Below are 20,590 nucleotides of genomic sequence, written 5' to 3'. Positions count from 1 at the left end.
CAGGTGACCTTCCCTAGCCGGGAAGGTCGACGACATCAGCTATCAGGAGGCCTTGCCAGTGCTATCGACAGGCGCGCCGATCACGTCAGGACGACCACCGGAAGCCAGCTCGCGCTGCAGGGTGTCTTCGTCCAGCTCTTTGCACCACTTGGCAACCACGATGGTGGCCACACCGTTACCAACCAGGTTGGTCAACGCACGGGCTTCGGACATGAAGCGGTCAATACCGAGAATCAGTGCCAGGCCAGCAACAGGCAGATGGCCGACAGCAGACAGGGTGGCAGCCAGGACGATGAAGCCACTACCAGTCACGCCAGCAGCGCCTTTGGAAGCAACCAACAGCACCAGCAACAGGGTGATCTGGTGGGTGATGTCCATCGGGGTATCGGTGGCCTGGGCGATGAACACCGCAGCCATGGTCAGGTAGATCGAAGTACCGTCGAGGTTGAACGAGTAACCGGTAGGGATTACCAGGCCAACGACCGACTTGTTGGCACCGAGTTTTTCCATCTTGGTCAGCATGCGTGGCAGTGCCGACTCGGACGACGAAGTACCCAGCACGATCATCAGCTCTTCACGGATGTAACGGATCAGGCGCAGAACGCTGAAACCGTGGGCGCGACAGATACCGCCCAGCACCACGAGCACGAAGAAGAAGCAGGTGATGTAGAAGCAGAGCATCAGCTGGCCCAGCTGCACCAGCGAGCCGACACCGTACTGGCCGATGGTGAAGGCCATGGCGCCGAAGGCACCGATAGGCGCGAGCTTCATGATCATGTTGATGATGCCGAACATGACGTGAGCGATGCGATCGATGAACTCGAGTACCGGACGACCGAACTCACCCATGCGCTGCAGGGCGAAGGCGAAGATCACCGAGAAGAACAGCACTTGCAGGATGTCGCCGTTGGCGAACGCGCCGACCACGGTGGCCGGAATCACGTTGAGCAGGAAGCCGATGGTGGTCTGCGCTTCACCGGCCTGGGCATAGGCTGCGATCTTGCTGGCATCCAGTGTACTTGGATCGATGTGCATGCCGACACCCGGCTGCACGACGTTGACTACTACCAGACCGATGATCAGGGCGATGGTGGAAACGATCTCGAAATACAGCAGCGCGTAGCCACCGGTCTTGCCGACTGCCTTCATGTCCTGCATGCCGGCGATGCCGCTGACTACGGTACAGAAGATGATGGGTGCGATGACCATCTTGATGAGCTTGACGAAGCCATCACCAAGCGGTTTTAGGGCAACGCCCGTCTCAGGATAGAAGTGACCGAGGAGAATACCGATGGTGATGGCAGCCAACACCTGGACATAGAGCATTTTGTAAAACGGTTGACGGACAACTTCATGCGTTGTGGCAGTCATGGTGAATCCTCTTGGGCGCGGCAATGACATCCAGCGACGTCCGCACCACCTTTCTTGTTTAGGCGCCAACCCTCCTGACCTGGAGGGATTTGTTATAGGGCGCATCTCGCGACCTTGACGCTGCAAAAGCAAGCGCCATGCCACACAAGAAAAATCCTGCCAGAGCTTTGCTACAAGGGGTTTTCAACAGGAGGAGTAAAGCGCCCGGCGCTCGCCGATGGCGGTTTTCCGCACGGGTACTCAGGCGAGCCTGGCGGATTCCCACCAAAACGCTGGATTAGTGCTCAGATGCGTACCCGAAACGCCGCGCCGCCGAGCTCGGACTCTTCGAGAAACAACTCGCCTTCATAGCTTTCGATGATGTCCTTGACCACCGCGGTACCGATGCCCTGCCCCGGGTGCTGGGCATCCAGCCGCTCGCCACGGCGCAGGATGCGCTCACGCTGATCAACCGGCACACCTGGGCCGTCATCCTCGACACACAGCTGGCAGGCGCCATTTTCGATACGGGCGCTGATGCGTACCTGCCCCAGGCACAGCCGGTAGGCGTTTTCCAACAGGTTGCCGAGCAGTTCGAGCAGCGCGACCCGCTCCATGGGTATTTCCAGCCAGGCATCGAACTGCCGCTGCACGCTGACCTGCTTGTCGCGATAGACCTTGTCCAACGCTCCGCAGAGGTTGTCCACCACGTTGGCCAGCGGCACGCGGTGGCGCACCAGACCGCTCTTGCGCAGGCTGGCACGCTGCAGCTGATAGCCGATCTGCTGGCTCATACGTTCGATCTGTCCCTGCAGAATCTGCGACTGCTCACGGTTTTCCGGTTTGGCGGCAATCACCTCGACAGCGCCTTGCAGCACCGACAGCGGCGTTTTCAGGCTGTGCGCCAAGTCATCGAGGGAATGGCGATAGCGTTCGCGCTGCTGGCGTTCGCTGTCCAGCAGACGGTTCAGCGAGCCGGTCAGGCGCAGCAGTTCGCGGGGGTGATCGTCGCTCAGCCGCTCGCGGGTGCCGCCCTCGACTTCATCGAGCTCTTCGCGCAAGCCACGCAGGCTGCGAAAGCCCCAGGTCAGCCCGAACCACAATAAGCCCAAGAGCAGCAACAAAGCACATCCAAGCCACAGGTAGAGCTGCTTCATGAAATCGTTGTACAGCGCCTGGGTTTCGCTGGCCGGTTGCATGGTGACGATACTGAACGCCGCGCTCTGCCCACGCAGCAGCTTGATTTCCACGTCGTAGATATAGAACTCGCGGCCTTGACGGTCCATGGTGCGCAGCAACTCATCGCCACGCCCGTCGTAGCGCGGCATGTAGGAAACGCTGATATCGCGCGTGGAGGGTGACTGCCAGACCAAGTTGCCGTCGCGGTCGTAGATGTAGCCCAGCAACTGGGCATCCGGCAGATCGAATTCTTCGTCGGGCAATTTGCTGGGCATGCGCAACTTGCCGTCATCGGTACGAGCGGCGGAGATCAACGCGCCGGTATCGGCGGCCAGGCGCTTCTCGACGGATTTTTCCAGGGCGATCACGAAGGCCCCGCGCAGCGCCGGTAACAGCGCCAGCATGAACAGCACAGCGATCACGGTGCTGCCGAGCATCAAACGCAAACGCAGAGAGGACACCCAGCGCGTTTTCAACTGTGCAACGCGTGAGCTCACCGGCAGCGCTCGGTAAACAGATAACCCTGGCCGCGTACCGTTTCGATCGGTTTGAAGCCGTTGCAGCTCTCCAGCTTGCGCCGCAGGCGGCCAACCAGCACTTCGATCACATTGGGATCGCGTTCTTCGTCGTCTGGGTAGAGCTGCTCGATCAGACGTTCCTTGGGCACCACCTGCTGATGGTGGCGCATCAGGTATTCGAGGATGCGATATTCGTAGGCGGTCAGGCCCATGCCAGCGCCATCGATCAGCGCCTGCTTGCGGTTCATGTCGAGCAGCAAGGGGCCCGCTTCGATGGTCGACTGGATAAACCCGGAGGAGCGCCTCAGCAGCGCATTGAGGCGCGCTTCGAGCTCTTCGAACTGGAAGGGTTTGACCACGTAATCGTCGGCGCCAGAGGCCAGGCCTTCGACCTTGTCCTGCCAGTTGCCGCGCGCGGTGAGAATCAGAATGGGAAAGGTCTTGTCGCGGCTGCGCAACTGACGAATCAGGTCCAGCCCGCTGATGCCTGGTAGACCGAGATCGATCACAGCCAGATCATGGTGGTATTCATCGACGCGATACAGCGCCTCCTCGGCGTTGGCGACCGCGTCTACCACGTGGCCTTGTTCGCCGAGTCGGGTATAGAGATGGTGACGCAATAACGCCTCATCCTCCACGACCAGCAATTTCATCGTTGCATGCCCTCTTCATCAGGAGTGAAGCCGGGCCGCCCAGCGGGCGACCCGAACCCTCTACAACAGACTTAGAACTTGTAGTTGGCACCCAGGTACCACTGCCCGCTGCTATGCAGGTCGAGGGAGCCGACCTTGCCTTCGCCGTGCGGCGCGAACTCGGTGCTGGCGTTGGTGCGCAGGTAACGGTAGCCACCTTCGATGGAGGCGTTCTCGTTGACTTCCTGCAGCAAGCCTGCCTGCAAGCCCGCAGCATACCCGACATTGGTGTCACGCGAGACACCTGGGCTGTTCTGCTCCAGCTTCACCAGACCCAGGGTGCCACCACCGAACAGCTTGGTGCCGTTCTCGTTCAGTGGCAGGAAGGCGTCATAGCTGCCGAGCAGGTTCTGCTGGCGCAGCTTGAGGCCGTCGTTGCTGCCGGAGATGTATTCGTAGGTGGCGTAGTAACGACCGACATCGTTCTGCTGGCCGGCACGGATGCCCCAGGTGCTTTCATTGTTGATCACGCTGTCGAAGTTCGGATTACCCTGATTGGCGTTCAGCGCCGAAGACTTCTGAATGTTGTTGCTGGTCTGGCCCCAAGTGAAACCAGCGAAATTGTTGTCGGCATGGGCGGTGGCCGCAGCGCCGAATACCAGGGAAGTTGCCAGAGCCAGTTTGGTCAGAGTCGCTTTCATGGAGATGCCTCTCGATTGGCAGTGGGTTAATGAAAAACTCGAGAGTTATCCTGCCCGCTGGCTACTGAACCCATCCTGAACCCTCGCTGAACCTCACCTGAACGGCGGGCCTGACCCGGACATTGCCTTGTGCAAGCTTATTCGCAGCCGTCACATTGACCAACCGAGCACTGCTGTTTATCCGGCTGGTAAGCCGCCGGCAGGCGCGGCAGAATGCCGGCCATGATTCGGACCTACCTGCCTCGCTGCTGCAGCCCCCTCGACGATCATTGGCCGTTCACGCGGCCAATGACCGGTGCGCAGTTGATCAGCACCCATTTCGATCCCAGCCGACTCGACGAAGGCGATTACGCCGTCGTTGGTGTGCCGCCGGTTCGCGGTGTCGCCAAGCGCCAGGCCGAGCATCTGGCCGGGCGTGTCTGCGCGCGCGAGGCGCTGTATCGGGTCACCGGCGTGGCCAGCGTGCCCGCAGTCGGCGAAGACCGGGCGCCGCAGTGGCCAGCGCAGGTCAGCGGCTCGATCACCCATGGCCAGGACTGGGCAGCGGCCATCGTCGCGCCAGCCAGCGAGTGGCGCGGCCTGGGCCTGGATGTCGAGCGGCTTTTACCGAGCCAACGCGCCGAGCGGCTGGTGGAGGAGATTCTCACCCCTGCTGAGCTGAGCCGCATCGCGCAGCTGAGCCCCGAGCAGCGAGCCTGGCGGATCAGCCTGACTTTCTCTCTCAAGGAGAGCCTGTTCAAGGCGCTCTATCCGTTGGTACTCACGCGCTTCTATTTCCAAGACGCGGAACTGCTGAGCCTCGATACGCAGCCAGGCACCGCCACCTTGCGCCTGCTGCAAACGCTGAGCCCCGACTGGCCAGCCGGCAGCCAGCTGTCGGGCCTGTATGCCGAGATTGAAGGCCGCGTGCTTAGCCTGGTGGCGATCGCCAACTGAAGGCATAAAAAAATCAGGCGCCGATTGCCGGCGCCTGGTTCTGTTTTCTCAGCGTTATCAGTGATCGACTGCAGCGCCAGCGCCACGGGGAACACGAATGTCCTCGACCAGGTGCTGGATATGCTCCGGTGGTGGTGCGGTCATGCGCGACACCACGAAGGCCACGACGAAGTTGAAGATCATCCCCAGGGTGCCGATGCCTTCCGGCGAGATGCCGAACCACCATTCATTGGCGGTCGCCGTCGGGTTGATGAACTTGAAGTAGATGATGTATGCGAAGGTGAAGGTGAGGCCCACGACCATCCCGGCAATCGCCCCTTCCTTGTTCATGCGCTTGTAGAAGATGCCCATGACGATGGCCGGGAAGAACGAAGCGGCCGCCAGCCCAAAGGCGAATGCCACCACCTGAGCGACGAAACCCGGCGGGTAGATGCCGAACAGACCAGCGATCACCACAGCCAGCCCCGCCGCGATCCGCGCGGCCAGCAGCTCCTTCTTCTCGCTGATGGTGGGCATCAGATTGCTCTTGAGCAGGTCATGGGAGATCGAGGTGGAGATCACCAGCAGCAAACCGGCTGCGGTGGACAAGGCCGCCGCCAGACCACCAGCAGCGATCAGGGCGATCACCCAGCCCGGCAGGCCAGCGATTTCCGGGTTGGCTAGTACCATGATGTCGTTGTCGACGTACACCTCGTTACCCGCTGCAGTCGGCTCGTTGGTCAGCATGCGCTGGCCCACATCGCCGCGCTCGGCGCTGTAGGTCGGCTTGCCGGCGAACGCCGCGCCCGGGCCGTACTGAATGACGCCGTCGTTGTTCTTGTCCAGCCAGCCGATAAGGCCGGAGTTCTCCCAGGTCTTGAACCAGTTCGGCGCCTCCTCGTAGCTGGTGTTGGGGATGCTGGTCAGCAGGTTGGTACGGGCGAACGCTGCCACTGCAGGCGCGGTGGTGTACAGCACGGCGATGAACAGCAGCGCGTAACCGGCCGACTTGCGTGCATCCTTGACCGTCGGCGTGGTGAAGAAGCGCACGATCACATGTGGCAGACCGGCGGTACCGACCATCAGCGCCATGGTGATGAAGAACACGTCGGTGGTCGACTTGCTGCCATCGGTGTACGGCGTGAAACCCAGCTCCGCGCCCAGCCCGTTGAGGCGTTCGAGCACGCTCTGGCCGGTGCCGGTGACCTCGCTGCCGAAGCCCAGCTGCGGGATCGGGTTGCCGGTGATCATGATCGAGATGAAGATCGCCGGCACCATATAGGCAAAGATCATCACACAGTACTGCGCCACCTGGGTGTAGGTGATGCCCTTCATGCCGCCGAGCACGGAGTAGAAGAACACGATGGCCATCCCGATGACCACGCCGGTTTCGATGCTCACTTCCAGGTAACGCGAAAAGACGATGCCAACCCCGCGCATCTGCCCGGCCACATAGGTGAAGGAAATGAAGATCACGCAGACCACTGCCACCATGCGTGCAGTCTGGGAGTAGTAACGGGTGCCGATGAACTCCGGCACCGTGAATTTACCGAACTTGCGCAGGTACGGCGCTAGGCACATGGCCAGCAGTACGTAACCGCCGGTCCAGCCCATCAGATAGACCGAGCCGTCATAACCGGCGAAGGCGATGATGCCAGCCATGGAGATGAAGGATGCCGCCGACATCCAGTCCGCACCGGTGGCCATGCCATTGAGCACCGGGTGGACGCCCTTGCTGGCCACGTAGTATTCGCTGGTGGAGCCGGCACGTGTCCACAGCGCGATACCTATATAGAGCGCGAAGGTAGCCCCCACGAACAGGTAGATCAGAAATTGCGTACTCATGTTCGCGGCCTCATTCTTCGTGGACGTTGTACTTGCGATCGAGGCGATTCATCTTCCAGACGTAGAAGAAGATCTCGAGCACGAACACGTAGATGGAGCCTTGCTGGGCGAACCAGAATCCCAGCGGGAAACCGAAGGCGTTGATGGTGTTCAGCTGATCGACGAAGAGCACGCCGCAGCCGAACGAGACGGCGAACCAGATCACCAGCAGCCAGAGCATCAGCCGCAGGTTCTCCTTCCAGTAGGCCGTAGCGGCCTCTTGCTTGGACATGGCCATGATTTTTCCTCGGGGTTGTTATTGTTCTAATGGCGTTTTGAACCTAGCAGCCTCGAACCACCCCGTTGTTCGACTTTAGTCGCATGGCTCCGCGCGCCCGCAAACATGCCTGGGCACAGCCCTTCTAGCTCGCGGCCTGGCCGCCTAACATGCCAAATTCAGGCGCTGAACCAAGACGTGACAGGATGTGACGACAGCGGCCGAACGCATCGCGTCCCACCGACGGTAGGGCAAATCCGATAAACTCGGCAGATTGCCGTCCGGAGTGCCCCATGCGCGAAGAATTGAATCAAGGCCTGCTCGACTTTCTCAACGCCTCCCCTACCCCCTTTCATGCCACCAGCAGCCTGGCCATGCGCCTCGAAGCCGCCGGTTACCGTCAGCTCGACGAGCGCGCGCCCTGGCACACCGAAGCCGGTGGCCGCTATTACGTAACCCGCAACGATTCGTCGATCATCGCCTTCAAGCTCGGCACCCGCTCGCCGGTCGAAGGCGGCGTGCGCCTGGTCGGCGCCCATACCGACAGCCCGTGCCTGCGCGTCAAGCCCAACCCCGAGCTACAACGCCAGGGTTACTTCCAGCTTGGTGTGGAGGTTTACGGTGGCGCGCTGCTGGCGCCCTGGTTCGACCGCGACCTGTCGCTCGCCGGCCGGGTGACCTATCGCCGCGACGGCAAAGTGGAAAGTGCGCTGATCGACTTCTACCAGCCCATCGCCGTGATCCCCAGCCTGGCCATCCACCTCAACCGTGAAGCCAACCAGGGCTGGGCGATCAACGCGCAGAACGAGCTGCCGCCGATCCTCGCCCAGCTCGCTGGCGCAGAAGGCGCCGACTTCCGCGCACTGCTCAGCGAGCAGCTGGCGATGGAGCACGACTTCAACGCCGACGCGGTGCTCGACTACGAGCTGAGTTTCTACGACACCCAAAGCGCTGCCGTTGTGGGCCTGAACCAGGACTTCATCGCCAGTGCGCGCCTCGACAACCTGCTGTCCTGCTACGCCGGTCTGCAAGCGCTGCTGGATTCCGGTGACGAAGAAACCTGCGTACTGGTCTGCACCGATCACGAAGAAGTCGGCTCCAGCTCGGCGTGCGGCGCCGATGGCCCGATGCTCGAGCAGGTGCTGCGCCGCGTGTTGCCGGAAGGTGACGGCTTCGTGCGCACCATTCAGCGTTCGCTGCTGGTTTCGGCTGACAACGCCCATGGCGTGCACCCGAACTATGAAGCCAAGCACGACGGCAACCACGGCCCTAAGCTCAACGCCGGCCCGGTGATCAAGATCAACAGCAACCAGCGCTACGCCACCAACAGCGAAACTGCCGGCTTCTTCCGCCACCTGTGCCTGGAAAACGAAGTGCCGGTGCAGAGCTTCGTGACTCGCAGCGACATGGGTTGTGGCTCGACCATCGGCCCGATCACCGCCAGCCAGCTCGGTGTGCGCACCGTGGATATCGGCCTGCCGACCTTCGCCATGCACTCGATTCGCGAACTGGCCGGCAGCCAGGACCTGGCACATCTGGTGAAAGTGCTCAGCGCCTTCTATAACAGCCATGACCTGCCCTGAGGCGACCATGATCGAACATATCCGCAACAGCCTGATCGAAGCCCAGCGCGCGCTCGACGCCTTTATCGGCAATACGCAGACGCTGGCCAATATCGAACGCGCCGGCGACCTGCTGGTCAGCAGCTTCGAAGCCAAGGGCAAAGTGTTTTCCTGCGGCAACGGCGGCTCGATGTGCGACGCCATGCACTTCGCCGAGGAACTGACCGGCCGTTATCGCAAGAACCGCCCGGGCATCGCGGCGGTGTCGATCAGCGACGCCAGCCATATCAGCTGCGTGGCCAACGACTTCGGCTACGACCACATCTTCTCGCGCTACGTGGAATCCCACGGCCGCGAAGGCGATGTGCTGCTGGCCATCAGCACCAGCGGCAAGAGCCCCAACGTGGTCAAAGCCGCCGAAGCGGCCAAGGCATTGGGCATCAAGGTCATCGCCCTGACCGGCAAGCCGGGCTCGCTGCTGGAAAGCCTGGCTGACGTGTGCATCTGCGCGCCGGGCGGCGACTTTGCTGACCGCACTCAGGAGCTGCACATCAAGGTCATTCATATCCTCATCGAGCTGGTCGAGCGCCGTCTCAGCCCGGAAAACTACGCCTGAGCGAGAGGCGGCGTCGCCTGACGTCGCTTCCTGACGCTCGCCCGCGTGATGGAGAGTTCGCGCGTGATTCGCCTCAACACTCTGCTCTGCCATTTGCTGTTGCTCGCCTCCATCGCCCTGGGTTGCTCCACTGCCCAGGCGGCGGGCATCCCGACGCTGTTCGGCAACAGTGCCCCATCAGCCACCCAGCCCCAAGCGGATCAACCGCTGGATCGTTCGCTCGATGAAGTGATCCAGTCGCTGGAGAACGACAAGCAACGCGCGCAGTTGCTCAATGACCTGAAAACCCTGCGCGACACCACCCAGAAAGCACAGCCAGAGAGCCACGACGGCGTGCTGGGGTTGATCGGCAGCACGCTGACCGGCATTGAAAGCCAGTTCTCCGGTGACCACAGCCCCCTGGCGCGCTGGCAACTGGAGCTGTCCCGCAGCAGCGACGAGCTGGAGGCGCTGCTACCTGAAGCGAGCGAGCTCTTTGCATTGGTCAGCAACTTCGCGCTGATCATCGGTGTGTGGAGCCTGCTGGCCTTCGGGCTAAGGGCACTCAGCCATCAGGTGCGCCTGCGCTTCGGGTTGGCTGAGGAGCTGCCACAAAACCCGCGCCCAAGCGACCTGCTGCGTTTCGCCCTGCGCAAACTCGGCCCCTGGTTCGCTGCGCTACTGATCACCGGCTACCTGAGCTACGTGCTGCCGGCTTCCCTGGGCCGCGACCTGGCCATGGTGCTGGCCTATGCGCTGGTGGTCGGCACCTGCTTCTCGGCGATCTGCGTGATCGCCTTTTCGCTGCTCGACGGCCCGCACCGGCGCACCGCACTGAATATCCTGCGCCGCCGCGCGTTTCGTCCGTTATGGTTGATCGGCAGCTTCGCCGCCTTTGGCGAGGCGCTCAATGATCCGCGCCTGGTGGCCAGCCTCGGCGCCAACCTGGCACACACCACCGCGACGCTGACCAACGTGCTGGCGGCGCTGTGCACCGGCCTGTTCATCCTGCGTTTTCGTCGCCCGATCGCCCACCTGATCCGCAATCAGCCCCTGGCGCGACGCCTCAGGCAGCGCGGCATCAGCGAGACCGTGGAGCTGCTCGGCAGCTTCTGGTACCTGCCGGCCCTGGCCCTGGTAGCCATCTCGCTGTCAGCCACCTTCGTGTCCGCCGGCGATACCAGCACCGCCTTCCGCCAGTCGCTGGTCTGCACCGTGTTGTTGGTCACCTGCATGGTCATCAACGGTCTGATCCGACGGCGGCTATTCAAAAATCGTGCGCGTCACCGCCGCCACGCTGCCTACTTCGAGCGCTTTCGCAATTTCTTCCACACCATTATCAGCCTGGTTATCTGGCTGCTGTTCATCGAACTGGGGCTGCGCGTTTGGGGGCTTTCGCTGGTGCGTTTCGCCGAGGGCGATGGCCATGAGATCAGCCTCAAGCTGATCGGCCTGAGCGCTACGCTGGCCTGCGGCTGGCTGGTGTGGATTCTCGCCGACACCGCGGTCCATCACGCGCTCACTCGCTCGCGCAAAGGCCAGACCAACGCCCGCGCGCAGACCATGATGCCGCTGATCCGCAACGTGCTGTTCGTCAGCATTTTCATCATCGCGGCCATCGTCGCCCTGGCCAACATGGGCATGAACGTCACGCCACTGCTGGCCGGTGCCGGCGTCATCGGCCTGGCCATTGGTTTTGGTGCGCAATCGCTGGTGGCGGATCTGATCACTGGCCTGTTCATCATCATCGAAGACTCGCTGGCCATCGACGACTATGTCGACGTTGGCGGCCACCTTGGTACCGTCGAGGGCCTGACCATTCGCACCGTGCGCCTGCGTGATATCGACGGCATCGTGCACACCATCCCGTTCAGCGAAATCAAGAGCATCAAGAACTACTCGCGCGAGTTCGGCTACGCGATCTTTCGCGTCGCGGTGCCCCACGACATGAACATCGACGAGGCCATCAAGCTCTTGCGTGAAGTCGCCACCGAGCTGCGCAACGACGTGCTGATGCGCCGCAATATCTGGTCGCCCCTGGAGATCCAGGGCGTGGAGAGTTTCGAGTCAGGCAACGCGGTGCTGCGTGCGCGTTTCAAGACCGCGCCGATCAAGCAGTGGGAGGTGTCACGGGCCTTCAACCTTGGGCTCAAGCGCCACCTGGACGAGTCCGGCCTGAGCCTGGCGACGCCGCGCCTGACCGTGCAAATGACCGCGCTCAGCCCGAACAAGCCAGACGAACAGTAACGGGAACCACCGCACATCCAGGCAGGCCCGGCAGCCATGGCACGCCCGACCCGATGCACTTTCCGTTACCATGCCGCCACGCTCACAACCGATAGGGACATCTCATGGATATCTCCACACTTATCATCATCGCCGTACTGGTCGTGGTGGTTTTCTACGTGATCAGTGTCTACAACCGCCTGGTCGCCCTGCGTAACCGCTACCAGAACGGTTTCGCGCAGATCGAGGTGCAGCTCAAGCGCCGCTACGACCTGATTCCCAACCTGGTGGAAACCGCCAAGGCTTATCTGGCCCACGAGCGTGAAACCCTGGAAGCGGTAATCGCGGCCCGTAACGGTGCAGTCGACGGCCTCAAGCAGGCCTCGCAGAACCCTGGCGATGCGCAGAGCATGAACCTGCTGGCCAATGCCGAAGGCGTGCTGAAGAACGCCATGGGCCGCCTCAACGTGACAGTCGAGGCCTATCCGGACCTCAAGGCATCGCAGAACATGCAGCAGCTCAGCGAAGAGCTTTCCAGCACCGAAAACAAGGTGGCCTTCGCCCGCCAGGCCTACAACGACGCGGTCACCGCCTACAACGCTTACCGTCAGAGCTTCCCGCCGGTGGTACTGGCAGGTGCCTTCGGCCATGGCACCGACGCAGCGCTGCTGGAATTCGCCGACAGCGCGGCGATTCAGGACGCACCCAAAGTCTCCTTCTGAGCACGGGGCGTATCTAGATGGATTTCTTCGAGCATCAGGACCGGGCCAGGCGCAATACCTCGCGCCTGGTGATACTGCTGATTCTGGCAGTGGTCACTCTGGTAGTCAGCACCACGCTGGTGATCGCCGTCTCCTGGCAGGTTTACCAGTACGGTAACTACAGCCTGCAGTCGCTGAGCAAAGAACTGTTGCTCAGCGTGGCAACCGTGGTGGTCGGCGTGGTGTTTCTAGGCTGGGCATTCAAGGCAGTGCAGCTGAGCGCGGGCGGCAAGGTGGTCGCCGAGCGTCTTGGCGGCCGGCTGATCAATCTCAAGCCCGAAGGCCTGCACGAACAGCGCGTGCTCAACGTGGTGGAAGAAATGGCTCTGGCAGCTGGTGTGCCGGTGCCGCCGGTTTACCTGCTCGAAGAGCCTGCGATTAACGCCTTTGCTGCGGGCTTGCGGCCGCAGAACGCAGTGATCGGCGTGACCCGCGGCGCCATCGAAAAGCTCAGCCGCGATGAACTACAGGGCGTCATCGCTCATGAATTCAGCCACATCCTGCATGGCGACATGCGCCTCAATACCCGCCTGGTGGCGGTGCTGCACGGCATTCTGCTGCTCGGCCTGATCGGCGAGTTGATGATGCGCGGCGTCAGCCACACCGGCTCTAGCCGCTCCTCCAGCCGCTCGGACGACAAGGGCCGTGGCAATGTCGTTGCCCTGGTGATGGTGGTCGGCCTGGCGCTGCTGGTGATCGGCTATGCCGGGACCTTCTTCGGCAACCTGATCAAGGCTGCGGTCAGCCGCCAGCGCGAGTTTCTCGCCGACGCCTCGGCGGTGCAGTACACCCGCAACCCCAACGGCATTGCCGGCGCCCTCAAGAAGCTCGGCGGTGGCTCGCAAATCGAGGCCAGCCACGCGGCGGAGTACAGCCATATGTACTTCGGCCAGGGCTTGTCGCTGAGCAAGATGATGGCCACTCATCCGCCGCTGGAAGAGCGCATCCGCCGCGTCGACCCGAACTGGAAAGGTGTGGTGCTTGGCGACGAAGTGTTCGAGCCGCCTGCGCAAGCCACCGTGCCACAACAAGAGGCAATCGCAGGCTTCAGCGCCGCGTCTGCCAGTGCTGCTATCGCCAGCATCGGCGAGCCACAGGCACTGCATCTACAAGAGGCTCGCGAGAGCCTGGCGCAGATCGATGATCGCCTGCGTAGCTCCGCCCACGATCCGCACGGTGCTCTGGCGATTCTCTATGGTTTGCTGCTTGGCAGCGACGGCAACACACGCCAGCAACGCATGACGTGGATGCAAAGCAACCTGCCGCCGCTGCTTGCTGACCAACTACAGGAGCTGGATGAGCCGCTCGGCCGCTTGCCGGCTGGCCGGCGTCTGCCGCTGCTGGAGCTGATCATCCCGGCGCTCAAGCAACTCGAACCTCAGGATTTCGTCAGCCTCAAGCGCGATATCGGCACCCTGCTGATCAGCACGCAGCAATTGGGCTTCATGGAATGGGCGCTGCTGCGCATCGTCGAACGCAACCTGGGTATGCAGCGCAGCGTGCAGGGTCGCCTGCCGCTGGCCGCGCTCGGCAATGAAAGCTGTGTACTGTTGACGGCGCTGGCGCGTGCCGGCAATACCACGGAACAGACTGCGGCAGAGGCCTTTCAGGCGGCCTGGAGCACACTGCCCTTCACTGCCCGGGTATTTGCCGAACAGCCCAAGGCCGGCATCAGCGAATTGAACGAGGCACTCAATCGCCTCAACCAGATGCGCCCGCTGCAGAAGCCGCAGCTACTCAAGGCAATGGCCCGCTGTATCGAGCAGGATGGACGGATCAGCGCCAGCGAAGCGGAATTGATGCGCGCCGTCGCCGATACACTGGACTGCCCGATGCCGCCGCTGTTGAGTGATAGTCAGGCTTAACACTTATAAAGACCTACTGTGGGAGCGAGCGGGGACGCCTAGTCCATGCGCGCAAAATCACGGGCATGGACTAGACGTCACCCGCCCACTCCCGCAATAGACCTTCGAACAACTGACAGATTAGGTTGGCCGCGAGCCCACTATCGCTAAACCACTAAACCCGCCTAGAGCCCCGAACGCCCTACTGCGCCGAACACCTGCGTCCAGTAGATGGTCGCCTGGCTCTGCGGGTTGCTAGCGTAGGCCGCACCCATTTCGTGGAAATCCGGGTTCATCAGGTTGTAGCAGTGCGAAGGGCTGGCCAACCAACCCTCGACCACCTGCTGGGCACGCCCTTGGCCGGCCGCGATGTTCTCGCCAATTACCGTCCAGGAATAACCAGCGGCCGTTGCCCGGGCGCCGACCAGGCTGCGGTCGCTGCCCTGGTGACTGAACAGGCTGTTCATCGCCATATCGCGACTGTGGGCCAGCGCGGCCTGGCCAAGCGCGTCGTTCCAGCTCAACGGCTCGGCGGCATCGAAGGGCTGGTCGCCACATTGGCGCGCCGTGCCACGGGCCTTGTTGACCGCTTCCAGAATCGCCTTGCCTTCCTCCTGCCAGTCACCCAGGCGAGCAGGCAGCAAGGCACGGCCGAGCACCACCTGCCAGCTATTGCCCTCGTGCAGCACACCGATATCGGCAAACTGTGCATCCTGCAGTTGCTTGCAATAGGACTGCTGCAGCATGGCCATGGCCGCCTCAGGCGTGTCCGGGCCGGTCACGCGGATAAGCTGCACGGCAGCCGCTTGATAGCCAGCCTGTTGCAGCGCCAGCTGCAGCTGATCGGAGGAGTTAACCTTCTGCCCAGCCAACCGCCGATCCGGCGCTAGCGGGCCAGACGCTGGGCTGGCTTGCCCGCCACATCCATGCCCCGCCTCGCGGTAGCTGTTGATCAGTTTGGTCAATTGCGCGGCTTCATCGCCCCTTGCAGTACCAGCGGCACTCGCGCAAAGCAGCAACGCTGCCGTAACGATCTGCCGAACCCGCTTGGGTGAATCACTCATCCGTGCTTCCTCTTAAATCCACTCTGCCAATGATCATGGACAACCAGTTGGCCCAAATGCTTCAGCCAATCGCCCGATTAGCAAAAAGCGCGTTAGACTCGGGCTCATGATTGTGACCGAAACCGCTTATTCGCTCGACCCCACCTCCCTGCTCGACAGCCTCGCTGGCACCGAAAACCTGCTGATCATCCAGGATCTGGATGGCGTATGCATGGACCTGGTGCGCGACCCTCTCACCCGCACACTGGACCGCAATTACCTGCATGCGGTGCGTGACCTGACCGGCCATTTCCAGGTGCTGACCAACGGCGAACATATCGGCAGTCGTGGCGTTAATGCCCTCGTCGAAAGCGCCGTAGGCACGCGCCAGCAATGCCAGGAACAGGGACTGTATCTGCCGGGCCTCGCTGCCGGTGGTGTGCAATTGCAGGATCGCCATGGGCAGGTTTGCCATCCTGGCGTCAGCGCGGCAGAGCTGGCTTTTCTCGCGGCAGCGCCAGCCCAGTTGAGCAACTCGCTAAGGGCATTGCTGGCTCAGCCACCCTACAACCTGCCTGCCGCCGACATCGATCACTTGCTGGCCAGCAGCGTGCTCGACAATCCGGTTTCTCCGACCCTCAATCTCAACGCCTTCCATCATTACTGGCGCGAGCAGCCGGCGCTGTATGCACGCATCCAGGCAGATGGCGCTGGGCTGATACGGCAGTTGCTACAGGGCGCTGCAGAGCAAGGCATGGAGCACTCGTTCTTCATTCACTACGCCCCCAACCTGGGCCGTGACAAAAACGGCCAAGAACGCATGCGACCCGCTCAGGGCAGTGCTGCCGGTACTACCGACCTGCAGTTGATGCTGCGCGGCGCCGTCAAGGAAGCCGGCGTGCTGGTGATCCTCAACCGTTACTATCACCAGCGCACCGGCCACTATCCGCTCGGCGAAAACTTCAGCGTCCGCCAGGCGCCTACCGAGCTCGACGCCTTGCTGCAACTGGCTATCGAGCACTTCCCCCCTGAGCACATGCCGTGCCTGGTCGGGGTTGGCGATACGCTGACCAGCTCGGCGGCCGACGAACACACCTGGCTACGCGGCGGCAGCGACCGCGGCTTTCTGACTCTGGTGCAGCGGCTCGGCACCGCGTTCGGGCAGGACAACCGAGTGCTTTACGTTGACAGCAGCCGCGGAGAAGTTCAGCGCCCGGGTGTGGACGCAGCCTATCTGCGTGCGCATCCAGAGGCGCCATGGCCGGCGCTGAGCGGTATCACCGATGCCGACGATCCACTGCGCCTGAACAGCATTTTCACCGATGGCCCCAGGCAGTACATCGCGTTCTTCTGCGCCCTGGCGCAGGCCCGGCAGCGGCGCTGATTAGCACCTGCCTGCGAACCTTTCACTCGCGTCCACGTCGGAATCTCAGCGCTTTCGCTTTCCTCTCCCGCGGAGAATTCCACGTGACGCAATCCTTCACCCGTGGTTATCGCTACCTTCTAAAAACCTTCGGCTACGTCGGCTGGGCGCTATTCTGGCTGCTGATCTGGGACATTGTCGTCACCGTCGACTACATGCTGTTTCTCGAGCGCAAGATCAGCCTGCCAACGATGCCGCTCACCCTGCTCGGCTCGGCGCTGGTGGTGTTGATCAGCTTTCGCAACAGCAGCGCCTATAACCGCTGGTGGGAGGCACGCACCATCTGGGGCGCAATGATCAACAGCTCACGCAGCTTCGCCCGGCAAGTGCTGACGCTGATCGACGATAACGACGACGGCAATCCGGTCAAGGCCGTGCTCCTGCGCCGGCATGTGGCGTATGTCCGCAGCCTGTCCGCCAGCCTGCGTAACGAGCCCTGCGATGAGGAAGTTCGCGCCTTTGTGTCGGCCGAAGAGTTCGAGCGGCGTGGCACCACCAACAACTTCCCCAATGACATCCTCAACGGTTCTGCCTCCATTCTGGCAGGCGAGTACAAGGCTGGTCGCCTGGACAGCATTCGCCTGGCGCGTCTGGAAACCACGATGGTCGACATTTCCAATTGCCAGGGCGGCCTGGAGCGCATCGCCAATACCCCGCTGCCCTATCCGTATGTGTACTTCCCGCGCCTGTTCCTCAGTCTGTTCTGTCTGATCGTACCCATTGGTCTGGTGGAAACCCTTGAGTGGTATACGCCACTGGCCTCGACGGTAGTCGGTTTCATGCTCCTGGCTATCGAGCGGGTGGGCAGCGATCTGCAGAGCCCGTTCCAGGTCAGCGAGCACCAGATCCAGATGGATGCGCTGTGCGAGACCATCGAAAAGAACCTCGAATCGATGCAACGCGATGCCCAGCGCGAGCGTGACGGGCGCCTTTTCGCGAGCTGACTTTTCGGTCATTTTCTGGCGCTACAGACGCTTTCCAGAGTGTTTGAATATTTTTTGTAGCGACCAAAATAAATCACTACAAAACTATTGACGCCCCCTTTTCACTTTTGCATGATGGGCTCGCCTCCCCTGACGGGAGCCCTGACAAGGGCACTTGGGCGAGCTCGGTAATACCAGCCGAGCGTTCCACGATATGTACTGCCCACAAGGCAGATTGATGAAGTCGAGCGTCCTGCAAGGACGAGAGCGTTAGCGAGACGTTGTCATGATGCCTGTGGCTGATCCTGCGGATCACCTGCATCCGGCCCCGCCTTCCCTGACATTCTCCTCTTAGCGATTTCGGCTTCTGTTAGCCGCCACTGCGTAGCGATATTCACACATCACTACACGGCCACCGGCAGCACTCAAACGCCACGGGCAATGACGACTGCACTGCAGCAGTCGCCCTAGACAGATCAGAGAATAAAGGGGTAACGCCATGAACCTGAATCAGCAACCGACCATCGAAGACCTCGCCCAACTGTTCGGCGGCCAGAAAGACAGCCTGCACAACCACATCCTGTGGGTATGCGAGTCAGGCGAGGTTCGTATCGACCGCTTGCCAGCGGACCAAGCCGAGCACGAATTCGTCAGCCAACGCCCGAACATGCGTACCCGCCTGCGCACCTACCGCCGCGGCCAGGGCTACGTGGGCCGTCGCGCGGCTGCTGATCGGGATTTCATCGGCAATGTGCTGAACACCCTGCAACACGACTGGGCACGCCCTCGCGCCCAGAAGCAGGAACTACTCGACAGCTACTGCTAAGCACTTCAAACAGGTGGGCCACTGCGGCCCACCTTCCCGAAAGCTACGACACGCCACATTCTGGCAATACCCGGTAAAATCTCTCGCGCTCCTGGAGGAGCCGTTCGCCACCGACGTAATGTAGGTGATGAGCGCTAAACCACTACGCCGCTAGCCGAGGCGGTGTCTGCGAGAATAACGGTCAATGGATAACCTGTATCAAACGCCCAGCGCCGAACTTCTAATCGAAGAACGCCCTCGCAACCTGTTCTTCGTCACCTCTCTAAACAAGCTATTCACCCTGTACTTCGCGACACTCGGGCTCTATTCGATTTACTGGGTCTACAAACAATGGGATACGCAAAGAGCAGCTATGCGCCCCAAGAAGATCAGCCCGGCAGCGCGCTCGATCTTCCAGATTTTCTTCATTCATTCGCTGTGCAGGCTGATCGCCAAGCAGTTGCAGGCCAAAGGTCTGGAGGAATGGAAGTACGCGGGCGTAGCGTGGGCGTACATTGCCCTGATTTTCGTCAGCAATGGGCTTTCGCGTTTCGACGGTCACCTCGGCGTGCCCCTGGAACTCATGCTGCTGCTAGTGGGTACTATCCTCCCGGCTTGGCCGCTTTCGATCATTCAAGCTAAAGCCAACTTGGTCAGCGGTGATACCGAGGGCAGTAGCAATAGCCGATTCAGTATCGCGAACTATCTATGCATGGTACCGGGCGTACTGCTTTGGCTATTGGTGTTCATAGGCTATTTCCTCTGAGTGAGGACCTTTGCGGCGGCGAGCCAGTTGAGCAAACCAATAAAAAGCCTCGGTCAATGCCGGGGCTTTTTTCTACGCGGACGACTGCTACTTCTGCTTGTCGTCAGGCTGGTTGTTCAGATCCATCACGCTGGACACCTGCGGAGGCGTCTCGTCTGGAACACGCTCAGCCTTCGGCTCGGGCTGCGGCTCAGGAGCGACTACCGGCTGAGGTTTTTCCTTGCGCTTACCAGTCACGCGTCGCCATACCCAGCCGATCAACAGCACGGGCAGCAGCCAGAGCTTCTTAAGCAGCACCAGGGCCGCTGCGAGCAGGCCGACCTTGGCGGCCGCTTTGCCGGCAATCAGTGCGCCTAGGCCGTAGGCAGCCACTTCATCGAGATCCGGATTGAAATCGGCATAGCGATTGCCATCGTTGAAGTCGGTCATGGCCAGCACCGCCGGAACGTTCTGCTCGATCTGCGGCAGTTGGTGCATGCCGGCGATGAAATTGAGCACCAGCACGCCTTTGCGGCCCAGCACGCGGATGTTGTAGTTGAGGATGTGCTCGTCGCTGTCGCCGAACTTCACTTCCTTGGCCCAGTGCAGCTTCTTGCCCTCTGCATCGTAGTGCGGCGCCGAGGCCCAGCCGACGATGGCGATCGGCTCGTAGCCGTTTTCCGCGCGCCACTTGTTGTCGGTCTCTGCGCTTTGCTGCAGATCCTTGAGCATGTCGCTGTAATCGATATCCGCGGCGTCCTCGTCGGACACATAACCGCTGGCTTCGTACTCGACGGTCACTGCCCAGGATTCATCGGCCAGCGGCGACACGTCCTTGGGCAGAATCATCCCCAGTGGCGGCTTTTCGTCCGGCGGGTTACCCCAGGCTTCGACCAGCACGCGCTCGGCGTCGTCGCCATTCAGAAAGACCATATTGTCCGGAAGATTCAGGGTCGCAAGGTTATCGCCAACCACCACCTTGCCGGAACGGAAGTTGAGGCTGTCGAGAAACTGCTGCTCGCTGATGTGCTCCCCCTCAGCAGCATCGGCAGCCGAGGCTTGCTGCTCGGTCTGAGCATCTGGCGCCTGGGCGGCCCAGGTCAGCGGGGCGACGACCGACAGCATGCCGGCCAGTAACAATTCCTTGTAGAACATCTGTAACTCCATGAGAGCGGCTGAATTTCAGGGCGTCAGCCTACCACTCATCACGGAATTATTTGGTAACTCCCTGTAATTTTTGGATACATCTCACATTCTGCAGCACGAT

Annotated in this window: 18 protein-coding genes; 10 read left to right on the top strand and 8 right to left on the bottom strand. The window is 61.4% G+C overall.

Annotated elements, in window-relative coordinates; genetic code table 11:
• Nucleotides 1–42 precede the first annotated feature (42 nt).
• The 4 genes from BUC40_RS08385 to BUC40_RS08370 all read right to left on the bottom strand — a co-directional run bounded on the left by BUC40_RS08385 (nucleotide 43) and on the right by BUC40_RS08370 (nucleotide 4,380).
• Nucleotides 43–1,371, bottom strand: coding sequence for a dicarboxylate/amino acid:cation symporter (locus tag BUC40_RS08385; RefSeq protein ID WP_073264550.1), 1,329 nt, complete (start codon nucleotides 1,369–1,371; stop codon nucleotides 43–45).
• Between the two features lie 284 nt (nucleotides 1,372–1,655).
• A complete protein-coding gene (locus BUC40_RS08380; RefSeq protein ID WP_208605764.1) occupies nucleotides 1,656–2,966 on the bottom strand; it encodes an ATP-binding protein in 1,311 nt (436 codons plus the stop codon).
• 56 nt (nucleotides 2,967–3,022) lie between these two features.
• Nucleotides 3,023–3,700, bottom strand: a complete 678-nt coding sequence (locus BUC40_RS08375; RefSeq protein ID WP_013792025.1) for a response regulator — start codon at nucleotides 3,698–3,700, stop codon at nucleotides 3,023–3,025.
• A 71-nt stretch (nucleotides 3,701–3,771) separates the two neighbouring features.
• Entirely contained in the window at nucleotides 3,772–4,380 is a 609-nt protein-coding gene (locus BUC40_RS08370) for an outer membrane protein (RefSeq protein WP_073264546.1), read from the bottom strand.
• 213 nt (nucleotides 4,381–4,593) lie between these two features.
• On the opposite strand from BUC40_RS08370, the gene BUC40_RS08365 reads away from it, so the two are divergent.
• Nucleotides 4,594–5,316, top strand: coding sequence for a 4'-phosphopantetheinyl transferase family protein (locus tag BUC40_RS08365; protein WP_083593406.1), 723 nt, complete (start codon nucleotides 4,594–4,596; stop codon nucleotides 5,314–5,316).
• A gap of 57 nt (nucleotides 5,317–5,373) precedes the next feature.
• On the opposite strand, the gene BUC40_RS08360 is transcribed toward BUC40_RS08365, so the two are convergent.
• A complete protein-coding gene (locus BUC40_RS08360; protein WP_073264544.1) occupies nucleotides 5,374–7,140 on the bottom strand; it encodes a sodium:solute symporter family protein in 1,767 nt (588 codons plus the stop codon).
• A gap of 10 nt (nucleotides 7,141–7,150) precedes the next feature.
• Nucleotides 7,151–7,417: a DUF4212 domain-containing protein gene (locus BUC40_RS08355; RefSeq protein WP_073264542.1), complete on the bottom strand. Its 267-nt coding sequence runs from the start codon at nucleotides 7,415–7,417 to the stop codon at nucleotides 7,151–7,153.
• Nucleotides 7,418–7,689: 272 nt separating this feature from the next.
• Between BUC40_RS08355 and BUC40_RS08350 the strand changes: the two genes are divergently transcribed.
• The 5 genes from BUC40_RS08350 (at nucleotide 7,690) to BUC40_RS08330 (ending at nucleotide 14,405) form a co-directional block, all read left to right on the top strand.
• Nucleotides 7,690–8,979, top strand: coding sequence for a M18 family aminopeptidase (locus BUC40_RS08350; RefSeq protein WP_073264540.1), 1,290 nt, complete (start codon nucleotides 7,690–7,692; stop codon nucleotides 8,977–8,979).
• A gap of 7 nt (nucleotides 8,980–8,986) precedes the next feature.
• A complete protein-coding gene (gene lpcA, locus BUC40_RS08345) occupies nucleotides 8,987–9,574 on the top strand; it encodes a D-sedoheptulose 7-phosphate isomerase (RefSeq protein ID WP_073264538.1) in 588 nt (195 codons plus the stop codon).
• A gap of 63 nt (nucleotides 9,575–9,637) precedes the next feature.
• Complete coding sequence (locus BUC40_RS08340; protein ID WP_425272917.1) at nucleotides 9,638–11,800, top strand: mechanosensitive ion channel family protein; 2,163 nt, start codon at nucleotides 9,638–9,640, stop codon at nucleotides 11,798–11,800.
• 104 nt (nucleotides 11,801–11,904) lie between these two features.
• Nucleotides 11,905–12,501 (top strand): LemA family protein, encoded by a 597-nt coding sequence (locus tag BUC40_RS08335; protein ID WP_073264534.1) that lies wholly within the window; start codon nucleotides 11,905–11,907, stop codon nucleotides 12,499–12,501.
• A gap of 17 nt (nucleotides 12,502–12,518) precedes the next feature.
• Nucleotides 12,519–14,405 (top strand): M48 family metallopeptidase, encoded by a 1,887-nt coding sequence (locus BUC40_RS08330; RefSeq protein ID WP_073264532.1) that lies wholly within the window; start codon nucleotides 12,519–12,521, stop codon nucleotides 14,403–14,405.
• Between the two features lie 164 nt (nucleotides 14,406–14,569).
• On the opposite strand, the gene BUC40_RS08325 is transcribed toward BUC40_RS08330, so the two are convergent.
• Complete coding sequence (locus BUC40_RS08325; RefSeq protein ID WP_073264530.1) at nucleotides 14,570–15,448, bottom strand: CAP domain-containing protein; 879 nt, start codon at nucleotides 15,446–15,448, stop codon at nucleotides 14,570–14,572.
• Between the two features lie 106 nt (nucleotides 15,449–15,554).
• Here BUC40_RS08325 and stpA point away from each other — a divergent pair, with 106 nt between their 5' ends.
• The 4 genes from stpA (at nucleotide 15,555) to BUC40_RS08305 (ending at nucleotide 19,344) form a co-directional block, all read left to right on the top strand.
• Nucleotides 15,555–16,811, top strand: a complete 1,257-nt coding sequence (gene stpA, locus BUC40_RS08320) for a glucosylglycerol 3-phosphatase (RefSeq protein ID WP_073264528.1) — start codon at nucleotides 15,555–15,557, stop codon at nucleotides 16,809–16,811.
• An 83-nt stretch (nucleotides 16,812–16,894) separates the two neighbouring features.
• Nucleotides 16,895–17,794: a bestrophin family protein gene (locus tag BUC40_RS08315; protein ID WP_073264526.1), complete on the top strand. Its 900-nt coding sequence runs from the start codon at nucleotides 16,895–16,897 to the stop codon at nucleotides 17,792–17,794.
• A 478-nt stretch (nucleotides 17,795–18,272) separates the two neighbouring features.
• Nucleotides 18,273–18,599 (top strand): hypothetical protein, encoded by a 327-nt coding sequence (locus tag BUC40_RS08310; protein WP_073264524.1) that lies wholly within the window; start codon nucleotides 18,273–18,275, stop codon nucleotides 18,597–18,599.
• Nucleotides 18,600–18,783: 184 nt separating this feature from the next.
• Nucleotides 18,784–19,344 carry an MFS transporter permease gene (locus tag BUC40_RS08305; RefSeq protein WP_073264522.1) on the top strand — a complete coding sequence of 187 codons (561 nt, stop codon included), beginning with the start codon at nucleotides 18,784–18,786 and terminating at the stop codon, nucleotides 19,342–19,344.
• An 87-nt stretch (nucleotides 19,345–19,431) separates the two neighbouring features.
• On the opposite strand, the gene BUC40_RS08300 is transcribed toward BUC40_RS08305, so the two are convergent.
• Entirely contained in the window at nucleotides 19,432–20,478 is a 1,047-nt protein-coding gene (locus BUC40_RS08300; protein WP_073264520.1) for a DUF2167 domain-containing protein, read from the bottom strand.
• Between the last annotated feature and the right edge of the window lie 112 nt (nucleotides 20,479–20,590).

The sequence above is a fragment of the Phytopseudomonas punonensis genome (assembly GCF_900142655.1).
Lineage (GTDB): Bacteria > Pseudomonadota > Gammaproteobacteria > Pseudomonadales > Pseudomonadaceae > Aquipseudomonas > Aquipseudomonas punonensis.
The sequence above is the reverse complement of the archived record's forward strand: the minus strand, read 5'-3'. Positions and strand labels throughout refer to the sequence as shown.

Bases quoted from the DNA above. Each gene is read 5' to 3' on its own strand.
- BUC40_RS08385 (WP_073264550.1), bottom strand. From the start codon at position 1,371: ATGACTGCCACAACGCATGAAGTTGTCCGTCAACCGTTTTACAAAATG.
- BUC40_RS08380 (WP_208605764.1), bottom strand. From the start codon at position 2,966: ATGCTCGGCAGCACCGTGATCGCTGTGCTGTTCATGCTGGCGCTGTTA.
- BUC40_RS08375 (WP_013792025.1), bottom strand. From the start codon at position 3,700: ATGAAATTGCTGGTCGTGGAGGATGAGGCGTTATTGCGTCACCATCTC.
- BUC40_RS08370 (WP_073264546.1), bottom strand. From the start codon at position 4,380: ATGAAAGCGACTCTGACCAAACTGGCTCTGGCAACTTCCCTGGTATTC.
- BUC40_RS08365 (WP_083593406.1), top strand. From the start codon at position 4,594: ATGCCGGCCATGATTCGGACCTACCTGCCTCGCTGCTGCAGCCCCCTC.
- BUC40_RS08360 (WP_073264544.1), bottom strand. From the start codon at position 7,140: ATGAGTACGCAATTTCTGATCTACCTGTTCGTGGGGGCTACCTTCGCG.
- BUC40_RS08355 (WP_073264542.1), bottom strand. From the start codon at position 7,417: ATGGCCATGTCCAAGCAAGAGGCCGCTACGGCCTACTGGAAGGAGAAC.
- BUC40_RS08350 (WP_073264540.1), top strand. From the start codon at position 7,690: ATGCGCGAAGAATTGAATCAAGGCCTGCTCGACTTTCTCAACGCCTCC.
- lpcA (WP_073264538.1), top strand. From the start codon at position 8,987: ATGATCGAACATATCCGCAACAGCCTGATCGAAGCCCAGCGCGCGCTC.
- BUC40_RS08335 (WP_073264534.1), top strand. From the start codon at position 11,905: ATGGATATCTCCACACTTATCATCATCGCCGTACTGGTCGTGGTGGTT.
- BUC40_RS08330 (WP_073264532.1), top strand. From the start codon at position 12,519: ATGGATTTCTTCGAGCATCAGGACCGGGCCAGGCGCAATACCTCGCGC.
- BUC40_RS08325 (WP_073264530.1), bottom strand. From the start codon at position 15,448: ATGAGTGATTCACCCAAGCGGGTTCGGCAGATCGTTACGGCAGCGTTG.
- stpA (WP_073264528.1), top strand. From the start codon at position 15,555: ATGATTGTGACCGAAACCGCTTATTCGCTCGACCCCACCTCCCTGCTC.
- BUC40_RS08310 (WP_073264524.1), top strand. From the start codon at position 18,273: ATGAACCTGAATCAGCAACCGACCATCGAAGACCTCGCCCAACTGTTC.
- BUC40_RS08305 (WP_073264522.1), top strand. From the start codon at position 18,784: ATGGATAACCTGTATCAAACGCCCAGCGCCGAACTTCTAATCGAAGAA.
- BUC40_RS08300 (WP_073264520.1), bottom strand. From the start codon at position 20,478: ATGTTCTACAAGGAATTGTTACTGGCCGGCATGCTGTCGGTCGTCGCC.